Here is a 23504-nt window from a genome sequence, read left to right on the forward strand (position 1 = left end):
TGCCTAGTTCAGTTGCGCGTGCAGCAGCGACACGATGCGCTGTGCATCCGACGACATGTCGACCTGCCCGTTGGCGTCGACGACCGCGACCTGCGTCACCGCGTCGCCCTTCGCGCGCACGTTCACGCGGAATTCCTGGCCGGGCTTGCGCGTCGAATTGCCGCTGTAGAACAGCTTACCGAACAAGCCTTCCTTCTTCAGCTCCTGCATCGAATCCGCATAGCGCACGTAGTAGATGCCCTTCTCGCGATCGCGGTTGTCGACCGTGAAGTTGGTGCGATCGAGCGCGAGGCCCACACGCAGCCAGGCGCGGTCGAACGACTCCTGCAGATCGAGCGTCGACGCGCCCGCATTCTGCTCGATCGTGGTCGGTGCGGTGGCCGGGTGCGCGTCGGTCAGCAGTTGCTTCGACTGCGCCTCGGTCAGGCCGAATTTCTGCATCAGCTTGGCGAGGAACAGCGCCTCGAGCGCCGGGTCGCGCGGACGCTCTTCCCAGCGCGAGGACGTCTTGTCCTGCCCGGTCATCACTTCTTCCATCGCACTATGCGTGATCGAGATATCGGTCGCGCTGTCCGGACCGCGCGACACCAGCGTGCGGAAACTGTCGCGGGTACCCGACGAATAGGCGAAGTCGATGACCTTGCCGATCGTGCGGCGGAACCAGTCGTCCGGAATGTTCGCGCGGTTTTCCGCCCAGTCGGTCGTCATGATGCCGGTGGCTGGCGCGTCCGTCTTCAGCGCGAAGCCGTTCTCCTGCCAGAATTCTTGCAGCTGCGGCCACAGCTGCTCCGGCGACCGGCCGTCTACCACGAGCCAGCGACGGTCGCCGTCGCGCTCGATGTGCATGCCGAGCGGATCCTGCGCAGTCGGCTGACCTTCGGTCGCGTTGCCGGCCGCCGTGACAGCGCGCGTCGGCGTGCCACCCAGCGCGAGATTGGCGGGCGGCGCCACATAGCGCTGGTCGTTCGGCGACGTGCTCAGATCGCTCGGCACGGCGAGCGGCGGCGCGCTCGAGGTCGCCTTATAGTTGACGCGGTCGGAGGCGAACCAGTCGTTCAGCGTGTCACAGCCGGCGAGCGTCGACAGGGCAAGCGCCAGCGCCGCCATGCGGGTTGCGTGGAGGGAAAGTGCGGAACGTTTCATGAGGTCCTTCGTGATGCTGGAACGCGATGCCTCGTTCGATCTGCCGGGAACGTGGGCTGAAGCGACGTCGGTTAATGAAATGCCGGTGGCGGTCTTGCGCGGGCGGCGGCATGGTCGGCCCGTTCAGCCGAGCAGGCCCGCTTCGCGCAGCGCGCCGCGCACCACTTCGTGGTATTGCGCATCGAGCGGCGTGAGCGGCAGGCGGATGCCGCCCTGCACACGCCCCAGCTGCTGCAGCGCCCATTTCGCCGGAATCGGATTCGCTTCGGCAAACAGGTACTTGTGCAGCGACAGGAGTTTCAGATGAATGTCGCGCGCGGTCTTCACGTCCGCGGCAAGCGCGGCCTTGCACAGCTTGCTCATTGCGCGCGGCGCGACGTTCGCGGTGACCGAGATATTGCCGTGGCCGCCGAGCAGCATCAGCGCGATGGCGGTGGGATCGTCGCCGCTATAGATGCCGAAGTGCGCCGGCGCCGACTTGATCAGATGCGCGGCGCGGTCGATGTTGCCAGTGGCTTCCTTGACGCCAACGATGCCCGGCACCTGCGCGCAGCGCAGGATGGTCTCGTTGCTCATGTCGGCGACGGTGCGGCCCGGCACGTTGTACAGGATCACAGGCAGATCGACGGTTTCGGCGATCTTCGCGAAATGGCGGTAGATGCCTTCCTGGGTCGGCTTGTTGTAGTACGGCACGACCTGCAGCGTGGCATCCGCGCCGACGTCCTTCGCGTGCTGCGTGAGTTCGATCGCTTCAGCGGTGGAGTTGGCGCCCGCGCCCGCGATGACCGGAATCCGGCCCGCAGTGTGCTCGACCGCGGTCTTGACCATCAGCACGTGTTCTTCGACCGACAGCGTGGCCGACTCGCCGCTCGTGCCGACCACGACGAGCGCATTCGTGCCTTCCTCGACGTGCCAGTCGATCAGTTTGCGAAACGCCGGCAGATCGAGGCTGCCGTCTTCTAGCATCGGGGTGATGATGGCAGGAATGCTGCCGCGGATCTGAACGCCGTCCTGGTGACCGCTGTGGTTGCCGTTAGTCATGAAACGCCATGAATTTGATCAGGTAAACCGCGATTGTAGCGGATTAGCCAGCCAACTCGTAACAAGGTGGCGGAGTTGGCCGTGAGGCATCATCAGCAGTGGCTGCTTGCCGAACCGCGCAGATGCGCTGAACGTAGGCCGGACGCGGCTCGGCGAGAAATCCGTCCTGAAACGCGATCACCCGCAGCTGGCCCCGCACGGTGTCGAGCAGTTCGCCTGGCGTGAGCAAAAACGCCGGATTGGAGGGCTTGCCGATGCTTTCGTTTCCTTGCGCGAAGGTCTCGTAAACCAGTACGCCGCCGGGCGCGAGCGCGCGCAGCAATTGCGGAAAGAGCGGCCGATGCAGGTAGTTGGTGACGACGACGGCAGCGAACTCTTCATCGCCAGCCAATGGCCACGGCGAACCTTCGAGATCGGCTACGACCGGCGTGACGAGCGGCGCGTCGCGCAGAAGATCGAGCGCAGCCGCGTCGCGATCGATCGCGGTGACGGGATGGCCGAGCGACGCAAAAAAACGCGCGTGCCGCCCGGCGCCCGATGCGACGTCGAGCACCGCGCCGCCCGGTGCGATCAGGTGCGCCCAGTGACGCACCCAGCGCGACGGTTCACCGAGGCCGTGCAAGCCACTGGTAACGGGCGAACTCATCGCTGCGGTGCGGCGCCTCGAATGTGCATCAGTTGTACGACAGTCCCATTGCCTCGCGGATGTCGCGCATCGTTTCGGTCGCGAAGCGGCGCGCCTTGTCGCAGCCGTCGGCGACGATCGCGCGCAACAGCGATGGGTCATCCATGTACTTCTGCGCGCGCTCGAGCATCGGCTGCTGCTCGCGCAGAATCCCTTCGACGACCGGCTGCTTGCAATCGAGGCAGCCGATGCCCGCCGAGCGGCAGCCCTTCTGCACCCACTCGTGGGTCGCTTCGTCGGTATACACCTGATGCAGCTGCCACACCGGGCACTTGTCTGGATCGCCCGGATCGGTGCGGCGCACTCGCGCGGGGTCGGTCGGCATCGTGCGGACCTTCTTCGTGATCGTTTCCGCGTCTTCGCGCAGGCCGATCGTGTTGCCGTACGACTTCGACATCTTCTGGCCGTCGAGACCCGGCATGCGCGAAGCCTCGGTCAGCATCGCCTGCGGCTCGACGAGGATGATCTTGCGCGAACCTTCCAGATAGCCGAACAGGCGCTCGCGATCGTTCATCGACAGGCTTTGCGATTCTTGCAGCAGCGCCCGCGCGCGCTCGAGTGCTTCGTCGTCGCCTTCCTGCTGATACGCGTTGCGTAGCTCGTGATAGAGCTTCGCACGCTTGCCGCCGAGCTTCTTCGCGGCTTCGTTCGCCTTCTCCTCGAACCCCGGCTCGCGGCCGTACAGGTAGTTGAAACGGCGCGCGATTTCACGCGTCATCTCGACGTGCGGCACCTGGTCTTCACCGACCGGCACGAGCGAGCCGCGATACAGCAGAATGTCCGCCGCCATCAGCACCGGATAGCCGAGGAAGCCGTAGGTCGACAAATCCCTGTCCTTCAGCTTTTCCATCTGCTCCTTGTAGGTCGGCACGCGTTCGAGCCAGCCGAGCGGCGTGCTCATGCCGAGCAGCAGCGCGAGCTCGGCATGCTCGGGCACCTTGCTCTGGATGAACAGCGTCGCCTGCGCCGGATCGATGCCGGAAGCGAGCCAGTCAATCAGCACGTCCCACACGTTCTTTTCGATCACTTCGGGCGTTTCATAGTGCGTCGTCAGCGCGTGCCAGTCGACCACGCAGAAGAAGCACGGGTACTCGGACTGCAGCCGCACCCAGTTTTTCAGCACGCCGTGATAGTGGCCGAGGTGCAGCGACCCGGTGGGCCGCATGCCGGAGAAGATACGGTCTGGGAACATGGTTATCTAGAAAAGCGAAACAAGTGGAGTCAGAATTGCGGTGATCGCGCTATAGCCAAGCGTAACGAGTGGCTTTAACCAGAAACGCGTGAGCGTACCCGTCATCACGAGCGCCATCACGATGAAAAAGCCGTACGGCTCGAGCCGCGACAACGCGATCGATTGCTTCGGCGGCAACAGCGCCATCACCACGCGGCCGCCGTCGAGCGGCGGCAGCGGAAACAGGTTCAGCACGCCGAGTACGAGATTGACGCCGATGCCCGCGCCCGCCATGCGCGTGAAAAACGGTTCGTTGACGTTAAGCACCGCGAGCGCAACGCCCAACACGCCCCAGATCAGCGCCTGGATGAAATTGCACATGGGCCCGGCCGCCGCGACCCATAAGCTGCCCCAGCGCGGATTGCGCAGATTGCCGAACGCGACCGGCACCGGCTTCGCATAGCCGAACATGAACGCGCCGCTCGTCGCGAAGTACAGCAGCAACGGAATGGCGATCGTGCCGAGCGGATCGATATGCCGCATCGGGTTCAGCGACACACGGCCGAGCACGTACGCGGTGTTGTCGCCGAGCCAGCGCGCGACGTAGCCGTGCGCGGCCTCGTGCAGCGTGATCGCGAAGATCACCGGCAGCGCGTACACCGCAATGGTTTGTATCAGGGAAGAATCCATAACTCGCTATTGTAACAACGCGCTCGCGCGCGTCTGTCCGCTTTCGCTCACGCTGTTTCCTCGAGGCCGAACGGCTCGAGCGGGCCGCGCCCCGCCCGCACCAGCACCGGTTCCGAGCCGGTCAGATCGATCACGGTGGACGGCTCGCACACGCAAGCGCCGCCGTCGATCACCAGATCGAGCTGCTTTTCGAGCCGCGCGCGGATTTCCTCCGGGTCGTTCAGCGGCTCGGTTTCGCCGGGCATGATCAGCGTCGAGCCGAGCAGCGGCTGGCCGAGTTCCTCGAGAATCGCCAGCGTGATCGCGTGATCCGGCACACGCAGGCCAATCGTCTTGCGCGACGGATGCGACACGCGCCGCGGCACTTCCTTGGTGGCTTGCAGCACGAACACATACGGGCCCGGGGTCACCGATTTAAGCAGCCGATACTGCCAGTTGTCCACCATCGCAAAATTGGCGAGTTCGGACAGGTCACGTACGAGCAGCGACAGCAACTGCTTTTCGTCGAGCCCGCGGATGCGCCGCAGACGCTCGACCGCATCCTTGTCGTCGAGACGGCAGGCAAGTGCGTAGGTCGAATCGGTCGGCAACGCGACCACGCCGCCGTCGTTGATGATCTGCACGGCCTGCTTGACGAGGCGCGGCTGCGGATTGTCGGGATGAAGCCGAAAGTATTGGGACATGGAGACTCACGGTGGCGGCAGACGAACTGCGGCGGATGGGCTGCGGCGAGCAGAGCGCTTGCCGCATCCAGCCGGCCCGCGCGCGCGACGTGCCGTATCGGCACGGCGCGCGGTCACAGCCAGCGTTCCCAGACGGGCTTCAGATCGGTGGGTAACGGCGGCAGCGCGCCGAGTTCGGTGCGGCCTTCGCCAGGCGCATGAAAGTCGGAGCCACGTGAGGCCTCGAAGCCGAAGCGACGCGCGACGTCCGCGTATTCGCGGTACTGGTCGGGCGTGTGGCTGCCCGTCACGACCTCGATCGCCTTGCCGCCGAGGTCGATGAATTCGCCGAAGAACGTGTCGAATTCTAGTTGCGAATAGGCGTAGCGACCCGGATGCGCAACGATCGCGACGCCGTTCGCGGCCTGTATCCAGCCGAGCGCGTCCGCGAGCTTGGCCCAGCGGTGCGCGACGTAGGCCGGCTTGCCGTCGCCGAGATAACGGTCGAACACTTCCTGCATGGTCGCGCAGTGGCCATGCTCGACCATGAAGCGCGCGAAATGCGTGCGCGACATCATGTCGGGATTCGACACGTATTGCAGCGCGCCCTCGTACGCGTCCGGAACGCCGAGCGTCGCCAATTGCTCGCCGATCGCTTCGGCGCGCGCGGCGCGGCCGTCGCGAGTCCGCGCGAGACCGTCGACCAGGATCTGGCTGGTCGGATCGATGCCGAGCCCGACGATATGCACGGTGCGTCCCGCCCACGTGACCGAAATCTCGACGCCGCTCAGGTAGTCCATGCCGAGTGCCTCGGCCGTGGCGCGCGCTTCCTGCTGCCCGCCCACTTCGTCATGATCGGTGAGCGCCCACAGCGTCACGCCGTTCGCGTGCGCACGGCGCGCGACGTCGGCCGGCGCGAACTGGCCGTCGGAAACGGTGGAATGGCAGTGAAGATCGGCGTTCATCGTGGTCCTGGTAAGGTTCTCCGATCATTTTACTGCAACGCAGTAAGGGTCCGCAGGGGTATCTCGCGACGCCGACTTCGGCTGCCCGCGTGCCGCGAGGTCAGGACCGGGTCGGCGCCAATGCCGCGACGTCCGGGTGACGCACGAGCGCCGTTTCGAACGAAGTTTCAGGCGCAGAAACCCTCGATCAGCGCTGCGATCTGCTCCGGCCGGTCGTGATGCACCATGTGCCCCGCGCCGTCGACGATCTTCTCACGCCAATCCGGAAACGCCCGGAAGCGCGCCTTGAATTCGCCGAGCGGGATTTCGCCGGCGATCTGCGCGAGCGTCGGCGAGCCGGCGGCCTCGACGTGCAGCACCTTCGCGCTGACCTTGCGCCACACCGCCATCACCTCGTCGAGGCGATACAACGTCGGGCCGCGAACCTTGTGCGCCGGATCGGCGAGCAGCATGAAGCGCCCTTCGCCGTCCGGCCTCGACCAGTGCTGCGCGAGAAACTGCGCGCGCCGCGGATCGAGGCGCGGATTGGTTTTGATCAGGCGCGCGGCGACGTCGTCGAGCGACGCGTAGCGCTTCAACTGCGGTGGATCGCGCAATTCGTCGAGCCAGTTGACGAGACGCTTCGGCGCCTGCGCCGGATGCGTTGGCGCGAGCCCGAAGCCTTCCAGATCGACCACGCGCCGCACCCGTTGCGGCCGCACACCCGCGTACAGGCACACGACGTTCGCGCCCAGGCTGTGACCGACGAGATTCACTTCGCCGCTGGGCGCGTAGTGTTCGATCAGCGCATCGAGGTCGCCGAGATAGTCCTGCACCCAGTAGCTGCCGCCGCCGCGCTCGGCGACCGGCCAGTCGGACAGCCCGAAGCCGCGCAGGTCGGGCGCGACCACTTGCCAGTCGCCGCCGAGCGCATCGACGACGAACTGGAACGACGCGGCGACGTCCATCCAGCCGTGCAGCATAAACAGCATCGGCGCGTCGGGATGACCCCAGCGCCGCACGTGCAGCCGGACGCCGCGCGCGGCAACGAACTCAGAGCGGGAAGTATTCATCAACGGCGCACCCACAAAAAGAATGGTCGTTCGATTATAGGGACAGCGGCGCAAGAAGAGATAACGGATTATTGAGGCGATGCTCGGTCGTCGGTTGCCTGCGTGGCTTGCGGGGTATCCTGGCGGGCGAGCGCGGCGAGTTCCGCGTCGTCGAAACCCGCGTCGCGGCGCGCTTCGAAATTGAACGGGCCGCGCAGTTTCGGCGCGTGATATTGGTCGGCGAGACGCAGATAGGTGGGGTGCGGATCGAGGCCGTCCGCGTCGCACAGGTGACGAAACCAGCGGTTGCCGATCAGCACGTGGCCGATCTCATCGCGCAGGATCACATCGAGAATCCCCGCCGACGCGTGATCGCCAGCCTGCAGCAGACGCGCGCGGATCGGCGGCGACGCGTCGAGGCCGCGCGCTTCGAGCGTGCGCGGCACGAGCGCCATGCGCGCGAGCACGTCGCCGCGGGTGCGCTCGCACATGTCCCACAGGCCGCCGTGCGCCGGAAAATCGCCGTAGTCGTGGCCGTATTCGGCGAGACGCGCGGCAAGCAGCGAGTAGTGATACGCCTCTTCGGCGGCGACCTTGAGCCAGTCGGTATAGAACGTGGCGGGCATGCGGGCGAAGCGCCAGACGGCGTCGAGCGCCAGATTGATCGCGTTGAACTCGATGTGCGCCAGCGCGTGGAGCAGCACCGCGCGCCCCTGCGGCGACTGCATGCTGCGTCGGCCGAGCTGGCGCGGTTCGACCAGTTCGGGTCGCTCGGGGCGGCCCGGCAGGCCGGCGGCCTCGGCGAGGTCAAGGCCGGTGTCACACAGAGCGCGGCCGTCGAGCACCAACACGTACAGTTCGCGGGCCGCCGCGGCCTTCACGGCCGGATCGCGCTCGCCCAACGCAGCGAGCGCGGCGCGTCGCGCGCACGACGGCTCATCCTGAGAATTCGAGGCGGCAGAAGCGACAGAAACGGGCGAAGCGGCGGACGTCATGACAAACGGATAGGCGACGGGAACGAGAAAGGCAACGGGCTGGCGACGGACAAACGCCGGTTGAGCCGCGCTTGAGCCGCCAGGCGGCTCAAGCACACAACCGTCTACAATACCCGATTCGACTATCCGGCGCACTTTCGGGCACGCCCATCAATTGGCGACGCAGGACTGCCAAACATGCACCGTGCAGGGCGCACGCCGCCCCGTCGTGTGCGGCAAGCGATCAGCCGACCCTCGCGCACGGGATCGGAGTCACCTGAAGCGTAGCACCGACCGACAAGGAGACATTGTGACGATTTACAAGCTGGGCGACGCCGCCCCGATCATCCATGAAAGCGTGTTCGTCGCGGATTCGGCGAACATCATCGGCAACGTAACGCTCGAGGAAAACGCGAGCGTGTGGTTCGGCGCGACGCTGCGCGGCGACAACGAGCCGATCGCGATCGGCGCCGGCAGCAATGTGCAGGAGAACGCGGTGCTGCACACCGACCCCGGCTATCCGCTGACGGTCGGGTCGAACGTGACGATCGGCCATCAGGCGATGCTGCACGGCTGCACGATCAAGGAAGGTGCGTTGATCGGAATTCAGGCGGTGGTCTTGAATGGCGCGGTGATCGGCCGCAACTGTCTGGTGGGAGCGGGCGCCATCGTCACCGAGGGCAAGGTGTTTCCCGACAATACGCTGATCCTCGGCGCACCCGCGAAGGCGGTGCGCGAGCTGACGGAAGCGGATATCGCCAACATGCAGCGCGGCGCGGCAAGCTATGCCGGGCGCCGCGAGTATTTCAAGGCGCAGCTCGTACGCATCGGCTAGACGGCCGGCGCGCGCAGCGCGCAAAGGCGCGGCATCACGCCGCGTCATTTCACCGAGGAAAAGTTGTGAGCGACCAGTTGCAAAAATTCATGTTCAGCGCGGCGCCGGTGCGCGGCGAGATCGTTTCCCTGCGTAATACCTGGCAGGACGTGCTGACGCGCCGCGACTATCCGGCGCCCGTGCGAACGATCCTGGGCGAAATGATGGCCGCGTGCGCGCTGCTGTCGGCGAACCTGAAGTTCGACGGCACGCTCGTCATGCAGATTTTCGGCGACGGCCCGGTCAAGATGCTGGTCGTGCAGTGCAGCTCGAACCTGACGATGCGCGCAACCGCGAAGCTGTCCGGAGAAGCCGGCCATACGATCGACGACACGACGGCGCTCGTCGATCTGCTGAACGCGAGCGGCCACGGTCGCTGCGTGATCACGCTCGACCCGACCGACAAGCAGCCCGGCCAGCAGCCGTACCAGAGTATCGTGCCGCTCTCGGGCGTAAATGGACCACTGAAGTCGATCGCCGAAGTGCTCGAGCACTACATGCATCACTCCGAGCAGCTCGACACGCGCATGTGGCTCGCGGCGAACACCGAGCGCGCGGTCGGCATGTTGCTGCAGAAGTTGCCGGGCGACGGCGGCATCGTCCCGCATCCGGGCGAGCTCGACGCGGATACGTGGGAGCGCGTGTGCACACTCGGCGGCACGCTGTCGCGGGATGAACTGCTGAAGGAAGAACCGGAGACGGTGTTCCGGCGGCTCTTCTGGCAGGAGAACGTCCAGCATTTCGAGCCAGTCACCGCGCGCTTCGAATGCACGTGCTCGCGCGAAAAGGTCGGCGCGATGCTGAAGATGCTCGGCCGCGGCGAAGTCGACGGCGTGATCGAGGAACGCGGCCATGTCGAGATTCACTGCGAGTTTTGCAATCAGCGCTACGAGTTCGACCCGGTCGACGTCGCGCAACTTTTCGTGGCCGGCGGACTCTCACAAGGCGTGACACCGGCGGCCGCGCAGCGGCACTGAACCGCGCTTTCGCTGCAGCGGACTACGTGCCTGCGAACTGATCGCGTCTAGCAACGGAAGTCCTGAGCGCGCCGCCCATGCCATGTCACGGCTCGGGCGGCGCGTTGCTTTTGATCGCAGCGTTGATACATTGGAAGCATATGGCGCCGCGCGTCGGGAGATGCTTCCTCGAGCCTCGGACCATGGAGATTCGATCATGAAGCACTCGCTTTCGTTGATTCTGGCCGTGATCGCGGGCAGCGCGGCGCTAGCCGGGTGCTCGATCGATCCACCGGGCCCGTCGCCGATCTTGAGCCGGCTACCGCCTGATCAGGCTGAGGCCGTCAGTCATGCGCAGACGCTGACGCCTAAGGAAAGCGCGCAGTATGAAGCGATCGACCGTCAGGTCATGTTCGAACAGGATCAGACCATGGCCGCGGACGCCGCCGCGCAAGCCTGGTCGCGCTATTACTCGCGTTCGCCGCCCGTGAGGTTTTCTGCGGGCTTCTCGAGTGGCCGCTGGGGACGTGGCTGGGGAACCGGGATCGGCGTCGGGTTCGGGCCGTACTGGGGCTGGTAGCAGCGAATACGGCAGCACAAAAACAGGAAGCGCGGTTCACAACGAACCGCGCTTTTTTTGCGCCCTTCACACAGCAAGCCGATGCGAGCGCTCTAACCTCAGTGCGCCGGCTTCTTCTCCTTCGCAGCCGCCGCCTTCCCGCCGCGCTTGCGATCCGGCTTCGCGCGCGACTCCGGATTCGGCACCACGTGCAGCGGCGCGGCCGACACCTCACCGCGCGTCGAGGTATCCGCCGACGGCGGGTTCGGCACCGGCAACGGCTGGTTCGGCGACACGAACTGCACGAACACCTCGCCGTCCTTGACCATGCCCATTTCGTAGCGCGCCCGCTCTTCGACCGCGGCCGTGCCATTCTGCAGATCCTGCACTTCGCCCTGGATGCGCTCGTTGCGCAGCTTCGCGTCGGCATTCTTCTGCAGTTGCTGCGCGAGTTGGCCCTGCAACTCATGCACGCGCAGCCAGCCGCCGTGCCCCCACCAGAGCGGGTACTGGATCAACGCCAGCAGAACGATCAGGACAGCAGTGACAAGCCGCATGAAGTAAGCACAATAAATACGCGCCGCCCTGCGCTATACGCAGGGCGGCGAGGTCAATCAGAAACGAAGGATAACCGGCTCATCGAACGGCGTGAACAATCTGGCGAAAACGCTTAGCGCAAATTGTAGAACGCCGACTTGCCCGGGTAGCTCGCGATATCGCCGAGATCTTCCTCGATACGCAGCAGCTGGTTGTACTTCGAGATGCGGTCGGAACGCGACAGCGAACCGGTCTTGATTTGACCAGCGTTCAGGCCGACTGCGATGTCCGCGATCGTCGAGTCTTCGGTTTCGCCCGAGCGATGCGAAATCACGGCCGTGTAGCCGGCGCGCTTGGCCATTTCGATCGCCGCGAAGGTTTCCGTCAGCGTGCCGATCTGGTTGATCTTGATCAGGATCGAGTTCGCGATGCCCTTCTCGATGCCTTCCTTCAGGATGCGCGTGTTCGTCACGAACAGGTCGTCGCCGACCAGCTGGATCTTCTTGCCGAGCTTGTCGGTCAGCGTCTTCCAGCCTTCCCAGTCGCCTTCGTGCATGCCGTCTTCGATCGACACGATCGGGAACTTGTCGGCGAGGTTCGCCAGGTAGTCCGCGAATTCCGTCGACGACAGCTGCAGGCCTTCGCCCGCGAGCTGGTACTTGCCGTCGTGGTAGAACTCGCTCGCCGCGCAGTCGAGCGCGAGCAGCACGTCTTCACCGGCGCGGTAGCCTGCTTTCTCGATGGCTTGCAGGATGGTCGACAGGCATTCCTCGTTGCTGCCGAAGTTCGGCGCGAAGCCGCCTTCGTCGCCCACCGCCGTGCTCATACCGCGATCCGACAGGATCTTCTTCAGCGCGTGGAACACTTCGGCGCCGCAGCGCAGTGCTTCGCGGAAGGACGGCTGGCTGACCGGCACGATCATGAATTCCTGGATGTCCAGGCTGTTGTTGGCGTGCGCGCCGCCGTTGACGATGTTCATCATCGGCACCGGCAGTTGCATTGCGCCCGAGCCGCCGAAATAACGGTACAGCGGCAGACCAGCTTCCTCAGCCGCGGCCTTCGCGACAGCCATCGACACGGCCAGCATCGCGTTCGCGCCGAGGCGCGACTTGTTGTCGGTGCCGTCGAGTTCGAGCAGCGTCTTGTCGAGGAAAGCCTGCTCGGAAGCGTCGAGACCCATGATCGCTTCGGAGATTTCAGTGTTGATATGCTCGACGGCCTTCAGCACGCCCTTGCCGCCGTAACGGCCGGCTTCGCCGTCGCGCAGTTCGATCGCTTCGCGCGAGCCGGTCGACGCGCCCGACGGCACCGCTGCGCGGCCCATCGTGCCCGATTCGAGCAGCACGTCGCATTCGACGGTGGGGTTGCCTCGCGAATCGAGAATCTCTCGACCGATGATGTCTACGATAGCACTCATGGTTTCCTCAAAGGATGACGTTGAATTCTTTACTGTGACCTTGCATCGCGCTGTCGAACCGGAGTTGGCGCTTTAGCGTCTACTCCGGTCCCATGCAAAGCACCTGCCGGTCTCCCCGACAGACAACTCGCGCGCCGATACGTTCGACGACCATTATGCGAAAGCGCCGCGGGTCGATTATCGAAGGTAACCGTGACACGCGGCGCACACCTGAATCAGTTGAAATCGCTTTCGAGGAACGGCCCGCGCTTGACGGCCCGGTCGAGCGTGACGAGCGTCTCGAGCAGGTCGGCCATGCGATTGAGCGGCACCGCGTTCGGTCCGTCCGACTTCGCTTGCGCCGGATTCGGGTGGGTTTCCATGAAGAGACCGGCGACGCCGACCGCGACCGCGGCGCGCGCGAGCACCGGCACGAATTCGCGCTGGCCGCCCGAGCTCGTGCCCTGGCCGCCCGGCAACTGCACCGAGTGCGTCGCGTCGAACACGACCGGCGCGTTGGTCTCGCGCATGATCGCGAGCGAACGCATGTCCGACACGAGGTTGTTATAGCCGAACGACACGCCGCGCTCGCACGCCATGAAGCGGTCTTCGGACAGACCCGCTTCGCGCGCGGCGTTGCGCGCCTTGTCGATCACGTTCTTCATGTCGTGCGGCGCGAGAAACTGGCCCTTCTTGATGTTGACCGGCTTGCCCGAGCGCGCGCACGCATGGATGAAGTCGGTCTGGCGGCACAGGAACGCGGGCGTTTGCAGCACGTCGACGACCGACGCGACCTGCTCGATCTCGTGCTCGGCGTGCACGTCGGTCAGCACCGGCAGACCGAGCTGGCGCTTCACTTCCGACAGGATGCGCAGGCCTTCGTCCATGCCCAGACCGCGAAACGACTTGCCGCTGCTGCGATTAGCCTTGTCGTACGACGATTTGTAGATGAACGGAATGTTCAGCTTCGCGCAGATTTCCTTCAGGCGGCCGGCGGTGTCGATCGTCATCTGTTCGGATTCGACGACACAGGTACCGGCGATCAGGAAAAACGGCTTGTCGAGTCCGATTTCGAAATCGCCCAGTTTCATGCTTTCTCCTCGACCCTCGACTGCTGATGCGCGAGCGCCGCTTCGACGAACGACTTGAACAGCGGATGACCGTCACGCGGCGTGGACGTGAATTCCGGATGGAACTGCGCGCCGACGAACCACGGGTGCATGCTGCGCGGCAGCTCCATCATTTCCGGCAAATCCTCGCTCGGGGTACGGGCGCTAATGATGAGGCCACCGCCTTCGAGCTGGGGCACGAAGCGGTTATTCACCTCATAACGGTGACGATGGCGTTCGTTCACATCGGTGCCGTAGATCTCTTCGGCGAGCGTGCCGGGTTTGATCGGACAGCGCTGCGAACCGAGGCGCATCGTGCCGCCGAGATCCGACTCTTCGGTACGCTTCTCGACGCGGCCTTCGCGGTCGTACCACTCGGTGATCAGCGCGACCACGCGGTTCTTCGTTTCCTGATCGAACTCGGTGCTGTTCGCGTCCTTCAGGCCAACGACGTCGCGCGCGAATTCGATCACGGCGAGCTGCATGCCGAGGCAGATGCCGAGGTACGGCACCTTCGCTTCGCGCGCATAGCGGATCGCGGCGATCTTGCCTTCGGTGCCGCGACGGCCGAAGCCGCCCGGCACGAGCACCGCATCGAGATGCCTGAGGCTCTCGACACCTTGCGTTTCGATCTCTTCGGAGTCGATGTACTCGATGTTCACGCGCGTAGACGTATGCATCGACGCATGGCGCAGCGCTTCGATCAGCGACTTGTACGACTCGGTCAGATCGACATACTTGCCGACCATGCCGATCGTCACTTCGTGCTTCGGGTTCTGCAGCTTCTCGACGAGGTCGGACCACATCGTGAGGTCCGCCGCCTTCGGCGTGAGCTTCAGCTCTTCGCAGATGATCGCGTCGAGACCCTGGTCGTGCAGCATCTGCGGAATCTTGTAGATGCTGTCCGCGTCCCACACGGAAATCACCGCGTCTTCCGGCACGTTCGAGAACAGCGAGATCTTCGCGCGCTCGTCGTCCGGAATGCGGCGGTCGGCACGGCACAGCAGCACGTGCGGCAAGATGCCGATTTCGCGCAGCTTCTGCACGCTGTGCTGGGTGGGCTTGGTTTTGAGTTCGCCGGCCGTGGCAACCCAGGGCACCAGCGTCAGGTGCACGAAGCACGCGCTGTTGCGGCCGAGGCGCAGGCTCATCTGACGCGCGGCTTCGAGGAACGGCAGCGATTCGATGTCACCCACCGTGCCACCCACTTCGACGATCGCGACATCCGGCTCGCCGCACGTCGCGGACGCTGCGCCGCGCTCGACGAATGCCTGGATTTCGTTCGTGATGTGCGGGATGACCTGCACGGTCTTGCCGAGATAATCGCCGCGGCGTTCCTTGCGGATCACCGACTCGTAAATCTGGCCCGTGGTGAAGTTGTTGGCCTTGCGCATCTTCGTGCTGATGAAGCGCTCGTAGTGGCCGAGGTCGAGGTCGGTTTCCGCTCCGTCTTCCGTCACGAACACTTCGCCGTGCTGAAACGGGCTCATCGTGCCGGGGTCGACGTTGATGTAGGGATCGAGTTTGAGGAGGGTGACTTTAAGACCGCGCGATTCGAGGATCGCGGCGAGGGAAGCGGCGGCAATACCCTTGCCGAGGGAAGATACTACGCCGCCGGTGACGAAAACATATTTGGTCATCGCTGGATGCTCGCGGGAAAAACGGATTATACCGTAAAGGATGGTCCCGACCCAGCAAAAAACGACCGCCCCACGCGCGCCGATGCCGCCTCGCACGCGCTGCGCGTCAGGCTGCTCGCTCCAGTTCGCGCAGCATGCGTTGCACCGCGCGTGCGGTTTCGATCGGCTTTTCCATCGGATACAAATGACTGCCCTCGATCCACTCGACGTGCCCGCCGGTCGCGCGTCGCGTCGCGTCGAGACCGGCCTGGCGCATTTCCTTCGAGCGTGTGCCGGCGATGAACCCGACCGGCACCGGCGCGCCGCGCGCGAGCCGGGCGCCGAGCGTATGCGGCAGCGTCCGGTAAATCTGGTATTCGGTGCGGCGATCGAACGCGAGCATCCGGGTGCCGTCGGGCGAGCTCTGCGGAATGCCGAAGTCGATATAGTCGGACAGCATGCGTTCGTCCCAGAGCGCGAACGCGGGCTTCGAATGGAAGTGCCGCCATGCTTCGTCGCGGCTCGTCCATTGCGTGCGGCGCTTACGCGTCGCGGCGGCGGGTGACAGCCGCTCGTCGAGCCCGGTCCATTGCGACACGCGCAGCATGCTGCTGCGCCAGCCGGCGATCACCGGCGAGTCGAGCATCACGACGCCTCTCACCCACTGCGGCTTTTTCAGCGCCGCCATCAGCGACAGATAACCGCCGAGCGAATGCCCGACCAGCCACACCGGCTGCTCGTACTTGCGGGCGATGTCGTCGAGCAGTTGCTCGACCAGATGGGGCCAGTCCTGCGTGACCGGAAAGCGCGGATCATGGCCGATGCGCTCGATCGAGCGCACGTCGTAGTCGTCGGCGAGTTCGGCGAAGATCGTCCGGTAAGTCGAGGCCGGAAAGCCGTTGGCGTGCGAGAAATGGATGATGTTTTTCAACTGCGGCTATCTCCGTTGTGTTTTTTACGCGTGGGCGGGTGCTTTGCCTGTGCCGCCGCTTATACCGCTGCTCTACCGCTGCTTATGCCGCTGCTTGCGGCGGCTGTCTGCGCCGTGACGCTCATCGAGCCGCGATGCGCTCATGGCTCCATCCAGTAGCGGCGCTGCGTATCGCGATAGCGCTCGAGCGTGAGCGCGGCGCCATCCTCACCACGCGCGCCCGGATCGACGTCCACCCTCACCGCGCCATCGCGATCGCTGCGGCCGAGTTCGATACGACGCGCCACGTAGCGCGCGAACACGCCCGCATTCGGATGGTGAAAGCGATTTTCGTAGCCTACCTGAAATAACGCGATGGACGGATCGATAGAGTCGAGGAACGGCTCGGTCGACGACGTCCTGCTGCCATGATGCGGCACGATCAACACTTGCGCGCGCAGCAGGTCGCGATCGCGCGCGAGCAGCGCGCGTTCGGTTGGCGCTTCGATGTCGGCGGTCAGCAGGGCCGTGAAACGCGCCATGTTCGCACCGACGCGCGGCGGCGCCTGGCCCGCGGTGGTGGCCGCCAAGGTGCTGACCCTGAGCACGCAGCAATGATCGTTCGCCTTACCGGTTAGCGCTTCGGCGTCCGGCCAGAGTACCGTGAACTCGACACCGTCCCACTGCCAGCGCTGCCCCGCCACGCACGGCAGCGTCTGCGCGCCATGCTGCTTCGCCTTCGGCCACAGCGCATTGCCCGGCTCCAGTCCGGCCACCAGCTGACGCACCTCGATCGCACCGAGCACGGCCGGCGCGCCGCCCGCATGATCCGAATCGGCGTGACTGATCATTAGCGTATCGAGCGTCGTCACGCCTTGCGCCTGCAGGAACGGCACCACCACCCGCTCGCCCGCGTGCGTCGATTCCGGGCCGGGCCCAGCATCGAACAGCAACGCGTGATGCGCGGTCTGCACCAGAATCGACGAACCCTGCCCGACATCGAGCGCAGTCAGACGGAACGCCCCCGATGGCTCGGCGAGCGCGCCGTCTGCGCTGGGAATCAGAAGCGGCAGCCACGTCAGCGGCGCCGCCCATCGCAGCGGCCAGCCGCGCGGCGCGAGACACCACAGCACCCCGAGCGACGCCGCGGCGAGCGCCCACGCGCGCGGCTGCGGCAACCACCATAGTGTCCAGCGCGGTCCCGACAACATCTGCAGGCTGGCCACGAGACTATCGAGCAGCGTGTGTGCGGCCCGCCACGCGAACGCATCGAGCGGCGCAGGCAATCCGACGCCGGCGAGCACCGCCGGCGTGACGAGCAGGCTTACCCACGGAATCGCGAACGCGTTCGCGAGCGGCCCGACGAGCGGAATCTGCGCGAACCAGTACGCGGTCAGCGGCGCAAGCGCGACCGTCACCGCGAACTGCACGTGCGCGGCGCTGCCCAACCGTTCGGCGAATGCGCGCAGACGCCGGATTGATACGGCGCGCAGCGCCTGCCACCCGCGTCGCGCCGCGCTGCCCTCCTCGTCCTCATCATGACGGGAAGCCCGAGGACCCCGCCCACGCGGGCGCCCCGACATCGCGAACAGGATCGCGCCGACCGCGCAAAACGACAGCCAGAATCCGGCCGACACGACCGCCCACGGATCGATCAGCAGCACGAGCCCGAGCGCCCACGCGAGCACAGTGGAGCGCGCTAGCTGACGGCCGCCGACGAACGCCAGCGCGGCGAGCGCGGCCATCCACAGCGCGCGCTGCGCCGGCACGTTGAAGCCGGCGAGCGCGGCATGCAGTGCGGCGAAGATCGCACCGGCCGTCACGCCGACGAGCTGCGCGGGCAAGCGTAGCGGCCAGTTGCGGCCGAGCCACCCCGAACGTCGCCATAGTGCTGCCGCGAGCCAGCCCGCCAGCCCCGCGACGAAGCCGATATGCAAGCCCGAAATCGCCACCAGATGACTCGTGCCGGTGCCTCGCATCAATTGCCAGTCGGCGGGGCTTACTTCGTCCTGCGCGCCGATCGCGAGCGCAACGACGATGCCGCGATGCGGCGCATCGGCAAGCACCGTGTCGATACGCGCACGCAACGCGGCGCGCCAGCGGTCGACCAGCACGGCGAGCCCGCGCGCGCGACCGGCCAGGCGCCGCGCATGATCCGGCACGCTCACGTAGCCGGTCGCGCGGACGTTGCGCGCGAGCAGACTCGCCTCGGCATCGCGCACGCCGAAATTCGCATTGCCGTGCGGGCGCTTCAGGCGCACGGTCAGACGCCAGCGCTGGCCCGGGTCGAGCCGCGGCACCGCGGCGTCGCGCGCGATCCACGTGAGCTGGATCACGCGCGGGAAAGCGGCGAGCCGCGCATCGTTCGCTTCGACGTCGAACAGGAAGCGCGCGCCCTTATCGTCGCGCGTCGGCAATCCCCTGATACTGCCGACCACCTCGATATCGCGGCCTTCCCACGCGTGCGGCAGGCTTACCGCGAGCCGCGTTTGCGCGCGCACGGCTGCATAGCCGAAGCCGACGCAGATCGCCGCGCACCACACAGCGCCCCAACCGGCCACCCGCCGTACGCGCCCATAGAGCCCCACCCCGCGAGCGTGCGACGCACCCGCCGCACCCACCCCATAGCCACGCAAGCCCCACCCCGCCACACCCGCCGCCGCGCAGCCGACCAGTATCAACCCCCACCATCCGCCCGTATGCGGCAGCGCCGCCTGCCGCTGCAACCAGATCACGCCCAACGCAAACCCGCACCAGACTGCCCGCATTCGCCCTCCGCGCCGCTGGCGCCGGGCGAGTCCACGCGTCGCGAACGGGCAGCAGCGAGCCCGCCGGGCGTGGGCGTCGCCCGGCGCGAACCCTTTCGATCAACGGTATTGATTATGCAGAGGAAAGCGCGAGTCGCGGCAGCGCGGCGAGCGCGTTAGCCGTTGTGCCAAGGGCGGCTGCGTCCGAGGTGACACCGCGCAGTTGCGCGAGGCTCGCGCCGATCGCCGGAATCTGCTCGGGCGAATTGCGCTGCCGGTACATCCACGATGGCGCGATATCCGGCGCGTCGGTCTCGATGACCAGCGCGTCGAACGGCAACTGTTCGGCGAGTCGCCGGACTTGCCGCGCGCGCTCGAACGTCAGGTTGCCGCCGAAGCCGAGATGCAACCCCTGATCGATATAAGCCTCCGCCTGCTGAAAACTGCCATTGAACGCGTGCGCGATGCCGCGATGGATCTGATGCCGGCGCAACCCCTTGAGCACCTGATCCTGCGATTTGCGCACGTGGCAGATCACCGGCAGATCGAATTCGCGCGCGAGTTCCAACTGGCCGTTGTAGAAAAACTGCTGGCGCGCTTCGTCGAGACCAGCGACGAAAAAGTCGAGCCCGATCTCGCCGATGCCGACGAAGCGCGGATCGTCGAGACTCGCCTCGATCTCCATGCGCAGCAAGTCGAGGTCGGCATCGACGGCGCCCGGCGTGAACAGCGGATGAATGCCGAGCGCGTACGCGCCGCCGTCGACGCGGTGCGCGAGCTCGCGCACCGCCGCGAAGTTCTGTCGCCCGATGGCCGGAATCACGATGCGCGACACCCCCGCATCGCGCGCGGACGCCGCGACCGCGTCACGGTCCGCGTCGAACTCCGAAGCGTCGAGATGGCAGTGCGTATCGATCCACATGGGTTGTCTCGCTGGCAGTGGGAGCGCACCGAAGGCGGTCCGGCGGTCGGCGGTGGGCGTCAGTCATCCGCGAGCACCCGCAACGACCATGCCGGCCCGCATTCAGACCGGCACCGGCGGCTCTTCGTGCAGCACGCCGTCGCGCAGCCGCACGATGCGGTCGCAGCGGCCCGCCAGTTCCGGGTCGTGCGTGACGATCACGAAGCTGGTCTCGAGCGTGCGCGACAGTTCGAGCATCAGGTTGAACACCGTGTCGGCGGTGCCGCCGTCGAGATTGCCGGTCGGCTCGTCGGCCAGCACGCAGGCGGGCTGCGTGACAAGCGCGCGCGCGATCGCGACACGCTGGCGCTCGCCGCCCGACAGCTCACCTGGCCGATGCTTCGCGCGATGCCCCATGCCGACGCGCTCCAGCACCGCCATTGCCTCACGGCGCGCGACTTCGGTCGTCTCGCGACGAATCCGCAGCGGCATCGCGACGTTGTCGAGCGCGGAAAACTCCGGCAGCAGATGGTGGAACTGATACACGAAACCAAGCGCGCGATTGCGCAGGTCGTTGCGCTCGCGCTCGGAGAGCTTCGTGAACGGCTTGCCGAGCACTGACACCTGGCCCGCGCTCGGATCGTCGAGACCGCCGAGCACGTGCAGCAGCGTGCTCTTGCCGGAGCCCGACGCACCGACGATCGCGAGCTTCTCGCCGCGCCGCACGGCGAGTTGCGCGTTGTTGAGCACCTGCACGTTCAGGCCGCCCTGCACGAACGATTTGGAAATGCCGGTGGCTTCGAGCACATACGGATACGACGCGGGGCCCTGAGCGGTCATGGATGCATCGGTTGACGGATGGACGAGGCGGTCATTCATAACGCAGCGCCTCCGCCGGACGGACCTTCGCGCCGCGCCAGCTCGGATACAGCGTCGCGAGCGCCGACAGCACGAACGCGATGATGCCGATGCGCGCGACGTCGGCCGGAATCAGCTCGGACGGCAGCTCACTGATGAAGTACACCGACGGCGGCAGGAACTGCACGCCGAGCAGATGCTCGATCATCGGCACGAGCCACGGAATGCTCCATGCGATCAGGCAACCGAGCGCGACGCCGGTCGCCGTGCCGATGAAGCCGATCGTCACGCCCTGCACGACGAAGATTTTCATGATCGAGCGGGGCTGTGCGCCGAGCGTGCGCAGGATCGCGATATCGGCCTGCTTGTTGGTCACCGTCATTACCAGCGACGACACGAGATTGAACGCGGCCACCGCAATGATCAGCGTCAGGATGATGAACATCATGCGCTTTTCGATCTGCACCGCCGAGAACCAGGTCTTGTTCTGCTGGGTCCAGTCGCGAATGTACAGATCGCCCGACAGCGTGCGCGCCAGCTGATGCGCGACTTGCGGCGCGCGCTGCATGTCGGAGAGGCGAAGCCGCACGCCAGTCGGCGCGGGCAGCCGGAACAGCGCCTGCGCGTCCTTGATGTTGATCAGCGCGAGCGTGCTGTCGTATTCGTAGTGACCCGACTCGAAGATGCCGACCACCGTGAACTGCTTGAGCCGTGGCAGCATACCGGCCGGTGTGATCGTGCCTTCGGGCGCGACCAGCGTGATCTTGTCGTTCAGCTGCACGCCGAGGTTCGCGGCGAGATCCGCGCCGAGCACGATGCCGAAGTCGCCCGGCATGAGGTCGGTCAGCTTGCCGCCCTTCATTTCCTTGCCGATGTCGGACACTTCAGGCTCGAGCGTCGGCTCGATGCCGCGCAACGCGACACCGCTTACCGCATCCTGGCGCGTGAGCAGCGCCTGGGCCTCGACGTACGGAGCCGCGCCAATCACCTCCTTGTTCTGGCGCGCTTCCTTCGCGGTCAGTTGCCAGTCGGGCATCGAACCGGTCGGCGAAAAGATTTCGACGTGCGCGAGCACCGACAGCATGCGGTCGCGCACCTCTTTCTGAAAGCCGTTCATCACCGACAGCACGACGATCAACGCCGCGACACCCAGCGCAATGCCCGACATCGACACCAGCGCGATGAACGAAATGAAGCCGTTACCGGTCGTGCGTTTGCCGGCGCGCGTATAGCGCCAGCCAATCTGCCATTCGTAGGGAAATTTCAAGCGAATCCTTTTGTGCGTTCTTCGACTGTGTGCCGGGGGCGGCGGACATCAAGCGCCCGCCGTGCGGCCCGAGCGTCGTGATCGTTGGGCTCGCGGCGGCGCGGATCGTTCCTCGCTCGCGTGGCCGCTGGGCGGCTCTGCCGGTGCGCCACCCTGCCAGGCCCCGCGGCTCGACCAGCGATCAAGCGCGAAGTTTGCCACACAATGCCGCCGGCTCGCGCAACGGACCTGCCGCGGCCGCGCGATCGACAAACCGGCCGCCCCGCATCGAAATACTCGCACCGTTTGCCCTACAATGCGCAGCATCATGCCTGCCGACCGCCTCCATCTTCTGCTGCCCTTCGTGCTGCCCGCCGCGGCCGACGCCTCCACCGCGCTCCACGACATCCAGAGTCCCGCCCTCGACCGGCTGATCGCGCGCGCGACGCTGATCGAACGCGTGATCGGCGAGGATTTTCAGCGCACGCTGCCGCACGAGCGCTGGGTCGCGCAACAATTCGGCGCGCTGCCCGACGGCGCCTCGGCCGCCGCCGACGAAGCCCCGCTCGCGCCTTACATGCTGCGCGCCGACGGCGGTGAACCCGGCAGCGCGACGTGGGCCTGCGTGCAGCCGGTGCACGTGCGCATCGCGCACGACCACCTGGTGCTGATCGATCCCGCGTCGCTCGATCTGTCGGACGACGAAGCGGGCACGCTGCTCGCGCTCGCACGTCCGCTGATCGAGGAGCTCGGCGTGCGCATCGAGGCGCCGAAGCCGACCCGCTGGTATCTGTCGAGCGATGCTTTCGGCACGCTCGCGGGCGCGTCGCCGTTGCGCGCGAGCGGCCGCAACATCGAGATCTGGCTGCCGCACGAAGCGCATTCCGGCCAACGTTCGCGCGCGTGGATGAAGCTGCAGAACGAAGTGCAGATGGCGTGGTTCGAGCATCCGGTCAACGAAGCGCGCGAGGCGCGCGGGCTGCCGGCAGTCAACTCGATCTGGTTTCACGCGCAGGGCGCCGCGCGGCCCGTGCAGAGTCCGTTCGCGCTGGTGCTGTCGGATGCCGCCGCGACGCGCGGTCTCGCGCTCAGCGCGGGGGTCGCGACGAGCGCACCGCCGGCGTCGTACGGCGAACTGTCGGCGGCGCTGCGCGGTGCGACCAACGGTAGCGGCGCAACGCTCGTCGAACTCGATCCGTTCTCCGCGCCCTACATCGAGCAGGACTGGGCGCGCTGGAACCAGGCATTCGCCGCACTGCAGACCGACTGGTTCGAGCCCGCGCTCGCGGCGCTGCAAGCGGGCGAGCTTGCCGAACTCGCGCTCACGCTGTGCGGCGACACCGGCTCGGTGACGCTGACGGTCACGCGCCGCGATCTGCGCAAATTCTGGCGGCGGCGCGTGCTGGCCTCGCTTTTCATCGAATGATCCA

The 23504-nt window shown here is 66.0% G+C and carries 22 protein-coding genes; 4 read left to right on the plus strand and 18 right to left on the minus strand.

The features are described 5' to 3' along the window. Positions 1-3 precede the first annotated feature (3 nt). The 9 genes from bamC to OKW43_RS25235 all read right to left on the minus strand — a co-directional run bounded on the left by bamC (position 4) and on the right by OKW43_RS25235 (position 8383). Positions 4-1143, minus strand: coding sequence for an outer membrane protein assembly factor BamC (bamC, locus tag OKW43_RS25195; RefSeq protein WP_187633189.1), 1140 nt, complete (start codon positions 1141-1143; stop codon positions 4-6). 123 nt (positions 1144-1266) lie between these two features. Continuing rightward, positions 1267-2184, minus strand: a complete 918-nt coding sequence (gene dapA / locus OKW43_RS25200; protein WP_187633190.1) for a 4-hydroxy-tetrahydrodipicolinate synthase — start codon at positions 2182-2184, stop codon at positions 1267-1269. Between the two features lie 43 nt (positions 2185-2227). Beyond that, complete coding sequence (locus OKW43_RS25205; RefSeq protein WP_429450399.1) at positions 2228-2830, minus strand: class I SAM-dependent methyltransferase; 603 nt, start codon at positions 2828-2830, stop codon at positions 2228-2230. Between the two features lie 28 nt (positions 2831-2858). Beyond that, positions 2859-4061, minus strand: coding sequence for a tryptophan--tRNA ligase (locus OKW43_RS25210; protein ID WP_187633192.1), 1203 nt, complete (start codon positions 4059-4061; stop codon positions 2859-2861). Positions 4062-4067: 6 nt separating this feature from the next. Further along, positions 4068-4730 carry a site-2 protease family protein gene (locus tag OKW43_RS25215; protein WP_187633193.1) on the minus strand — a complete coding sequence of 221 codons (663 nt, stop codon included), beginning with the start codon at positions 4728-4730 and terminating at the stop codon, positions 4068-4070. A 47-nt stretch (positions 4731-4777) separates the two neighbouring features. Beyond that, positions 4778-5413 (minus strand): L-threonylcarbamoyladenylate synthase, encoded by a 636-nt coding sequence (locus OKW43_RS25220; RefSeq protein ID WP_184004137.1) that lies wholly within the window; start codon positions 5411-5413, stop codon positions 4778-4780. Positions 5414-5526: 113 nt separating this feature from the next. Beyond that, on the minus strand, positions 5527-6357 hold the full coding sequence (locus tag OKW43_RS25225; RefSeq protein ID WP_187633194.1) for a 3',5'-nucleoside bisphosphate phosphatase: 831 nt from the start codon (positions 6355-6357) through the stop codon (positions 5527-5529). Positions 6358-6524: 167 nt separating this feature from the next. After that, the gene (locus OKW43_RS25230) at positions 6525-7409 is read right to left on the minus strand and encodes an alpha/beta fold hydrolase (protein ID WP_429450402.1); all 885 of its coding nucleotides are present in this window, start codon (positions 7407-7409) and stop codon (positions 6525-6527) included. Between the two features lie 68 nt (positions 7410-7477). Continuing rightward, the gene (locus OKW43_RS25235) at positions 7478-8383 is read right to left on the minus strand and encodes a ferritin-like domain-containing protein (RefSeq protein ID WP_429450404.1); all 906 of its coding nucleotides are present in this window, start codon (positions 8381-8383) and stop codon (positions 7478-7480) included. Between the two features lie 289 nt (positions 8384-8672). Here OKW43_RS25235 and OKW43_RS25240 point away from each other — a divergent pair, with 289 nt between their 5' ends. The 3 genes from OKW43_RS25240 (at position 8673) to OKW43_RS25250 (ending at position 10772) form a co-directional block, all read left to right on the plus strand. Continuing rightward, positions 8673-9197 (plus strand): gamma carbonic anhydrase family protein, encoded by a 525-nt coding sequence (locus OKW43_RS25240; RefSeq protein WP_429450406.1) that lies wholly within the window; start codon positions 8673-8675, stop codon positions 9195-9197. A gap of 65 nt (positions 9198-9262) precedes the next feature. Further along, positions 9263-10213: an Hsp33 family molecular chaperone HslO gene (gene hslO / locus OKW43_RS25245; protein ID WP_187633198.1), complete on the plus strand. Its 951-nt coding sequence runs from the start codon at positions 9263-9265 to the stop codon at positions 10211-10213. Between the two features lie 196 nt (positions 10214-10409). Continuing rightward, positions 10410-10772, plus strand: a complete 363-nt coding sequence (locus OKW43_RS25250) for a hypothetical protein (RefSeq protein ID WP_187633199.1) — start codon at positions 10410-10412, stop codon at positions 10770-10772. Positions 10773-10870: 98 nt separating this feature from the next. On the opposite strand, the gene ftsB is transcribed toward OKW43_RS25250, so the two are convergent. The 9 genes from ftsB to OKW43_RS25295 all read right to left on the minus strand — a co-directional run bounded on the left by ftsB (position 10871) and on the right by OKW43_RS25295 (position 22095). Then, positions 10871-11308 carry a cell division protein FtsB gene (gene ftsB, locus OKW43_RS25255; RefSeq protein ID WP_187633200.1) on the minus strand — a complete coding sequence of 146 codons (438 nt, stop codon included), beginning with the start codon at positions 11306-11308 and terminating at the stop codon, positions 10871-10873. A 113-nt stretch (positions 11309-11421) separates the two neighbouring features. Next, the gene (eno, locus tag OKW43_RS25260; RefSeq protein ID WP_187633201.1) at positions 11422-12705 is read right to left on the minus strand and encodes a phosphopyruvate hydratase; all 1284 of its coding nucleotides are present in this window, start codon (positions 12703-12705) and stop codon (positions 11422-11424) included. Positions 12706-12920: 215 nt separating this feature from the next. Then, positions 12921-13775, minus strand: a complete 855-nt coding sequence (gene kdsA / locus OKW43_RS25265) for a 3-deoxy-8-phosphooctulonate synthase (protein WP_429450410.1) — start codon at positions 13773-13775, stop codon at positions 12921-12923. Further along, positions 13772-15433 (minus strand): CTP synthase, encoded by a 1662-nt coding sequence (locus OKW43_RS25270; protein WP_429450412.1) that lies wholly within the window; start codon positions 15431-15433, stop codon positions 13772-13774. Before OKW43_RS25270 ends, kdsA begins: the two co-directional genes overlap by 4 nt. A gap of 106 nt (positions 15434-15539) precedes the next feature. Further along, positions 15540-16343 carry an alpha/beta fold hydrolase gene (locus OKW43_RS25275; protein WP_187633204.1) on the minus strand — a complete coding sequence of 268 codons (804 nt, stop codon included), beginning with the start codon at positions 16341-16343 and terminating at the stop codon, positions 15540-15542. A gap of 140 nt (positions 16344-16483) precedes the next feature. Continuing rightward, on the minus strand, positions 16484-19090 hold the full coding sequence (locus OKW43_RS25280; RefSeq protein ID WP_429450414.1) for a DNA internalization-related competence protein ComEC/Rec2: 2607 nt from the start codon (positions 19088-19090) through the stop codon (positions 16484-16486). A gap of 112 nt (positions 19091-19202) precedes the next feature. Next, positions 19203-19991, minus strand: a complete 789-nt coding sequence (locus tag OKW43_RS25285) for a TatD family hydrolase (protein WP_429450416.1) — start codon at positions 19989-19991, stop codon at positions 19203-19205. A gap of 102 nt (positions 19992-20093) precedes the next feature. Then, positions 20094-20810, minus strand: a complete 717-nt coding sequence (gene lolD / locus OKW43_RS25290) for a lipoprotein-releasing ABC transporter ATP-binding protein LolD (RefSeq protein ID WP_376776489.1) — start codon at positions 20808-20810, stop codon at positions 20094-20096. A gap of 31 nt (positions 20811-20841) precedes the next feature. Then, on the minus strand, positions 20842-22095 hold the full coding sequence (locus OKW43_RS25295; protein ID WP_429450419.1) for a lipoprotein-releasing ABC transporter permease subunit: 1254 nt from the start codon (positions 22093-22095) through the stop codon (positions 20842-20844). Between the two features lie 295 nt (positions 22096-22390). Here OKW43_RS25295 and OKW43_RS25300 point away from each other — a divergent pair, with 295 nt between their 5' ends. Then, positions 22391-23500 carry a regulator gene (locus OKW43_RS25300; RefSeq protein ID WP_429450421.1) on the plus strand — a complete coding sequence of 370 codons (1110 nt, stop codon included), beginning with the start codon at positions 22391-22393 and terminating at the stop codon, positions 23498-23500. The last annotated feature ends 4 nt before the right edge of the window (positions 23501-23504 follow it).

Source organism: Paraburkholderia sp. WC7.3g (assembly GCF_050436345.1).
In the GTDB taxonomy this organism is placed as follows: domain Bacteria; phylum Pseudomonadota; class Gammaproteobacteria; order Burkholderiales; family Burkholderiaceae; genus Paraburkholderia; species Paraburkholderia podalyriae.

Excerpts from the sequence above, each read along its gene's own strand:
- OKW43_RS25220 (WP_184004137.1), bottom strand. The coding sequence starts at position 5,413 with ATGTCCCAATACTTTCGGCTTCATCCCGACAATCCGCAGCCGCGCCTC.
- kdsA (WP_429450410.1), bottom strand. The coding sequence starts at position 13,775 with ATGAAACTGGGCGATTTCGAAATCGGACTCGACAAGCCGTTTTTCCTG.
- OKW43_RS25225 (WP_187633194.1), bottom strand. The coding sequence starts at position 6,357 with ATGAACGCCGATCTTCACTGCCATTCCACCGTTTCCGACGGCCAGTTC.
- lolD (WP_376776489.1), bottom strand. The coding sequence starts at position 20,810 with ATGACCGCTCAGGGCCCCGCGTCGTATCCGTATGTGCTCGAAGCCACC.
- OKW43_RS25285 (WP_429450416.1), bottom strand. The coding sequence starts at position 19,991 with ATGTGGATCGATACGCACTGCCATCTCGACGCTTCGGAGTTCGACGCG.
- bamC (WP_187633189.1), bottom strand. The coding sequence starts at position 1,143 with ATGAAACGTTCCGCACTTTCCCTCCACGCAACCCGCATGGCGGCGCTG.
- OKW43_RS25250 (WP_187633199.1), top strand. The coding sequence starts at position 10,410 with ATGAAGCACTCGCTTTCGTTGATTCTGGCCGTGATCGCGGGCAGCGCG.
- OKW43_RS25215 (WP_187633193.1), bottom strand. The coding sequence starts at position 4,730 with ATGGATTCTTCCCTGATACAAACCATTGCGGTGTACGCGCTGCCGGTG.
- ftsB (WP_187633200.1), bottom strand. The coding sequence starts at position 11,308 with ATGCGGCTTGTCACTGCTGTCCTGATCGTTCTGCTGGCGTTGATCCAG.
- OKW43_RS25270 (WP_429450412.1), bottom strand. The coding sequence starts at position 15,433 with ATGACCAAATATGTTTTCGTCACCGGCGGCGTAGTATCTTCCCTCGGC.
- dapA (WP_187633190.1), bottom strand. The coding sequence starts at position 2,184 with ATGACTAACGGCAACCACAGCGGTCACCAGGACGGCGTTCAGATCCGC.
- eno (WP_187633201.1), bottom strand. The coding sequence starts at position 12,705 with ATGAGTGCTATCGTAGACATCATCGGTCGAGAGATTCTCGATTCGCGA.
- OKW43_RS25300 (WP_429450421.1), top strand. The coding sequence starts at position 22,391 with ATGCGCAGCATCATGCCTGCCGACCGCCTCCATCTTCTGCTGCCCTTC.
- OKW43_RS25230 (WP_429450402.1), bottom strand. The coding sequence starts at position 7,409 with ATGAATACTTCCCGCTCTGAGTTCGTTGCCGCGCGCGGCGTCCGGCTG.
- OKW43_RS25235 (WP_429450404.1), bottom strand. The coding sequence starts at position 8,383 with ATGACGTCCGCCGCTTCGCCCGTTTCTGTCGCTTCTGCCGCCTCGAAT.
- OKW43_RS25280 (WP_429450414.1), bottom strand. The coding sequence starts at position 19,090 with ATGCGGGCAGTCTGGTGCGGGTTTGCGTTGGGCGTGATCTGGTTGCAG.
- OKW43_RS25210 (WP_187633192.1), bottom strand. The coding sequence starts at position 4,061 with ATGTTCCCAGACCGTATCTTCTCCGGCATGCGGCCCACCGGGTCGCTG.
- OKW43_RS25205 (WP_429450399.1), bottom strand. The coding sequence starts at position 2,830 with ATGAGTTCGCCCGTTACCAGTGGCTTGCACGGCCTCGGTGAACCGTCG.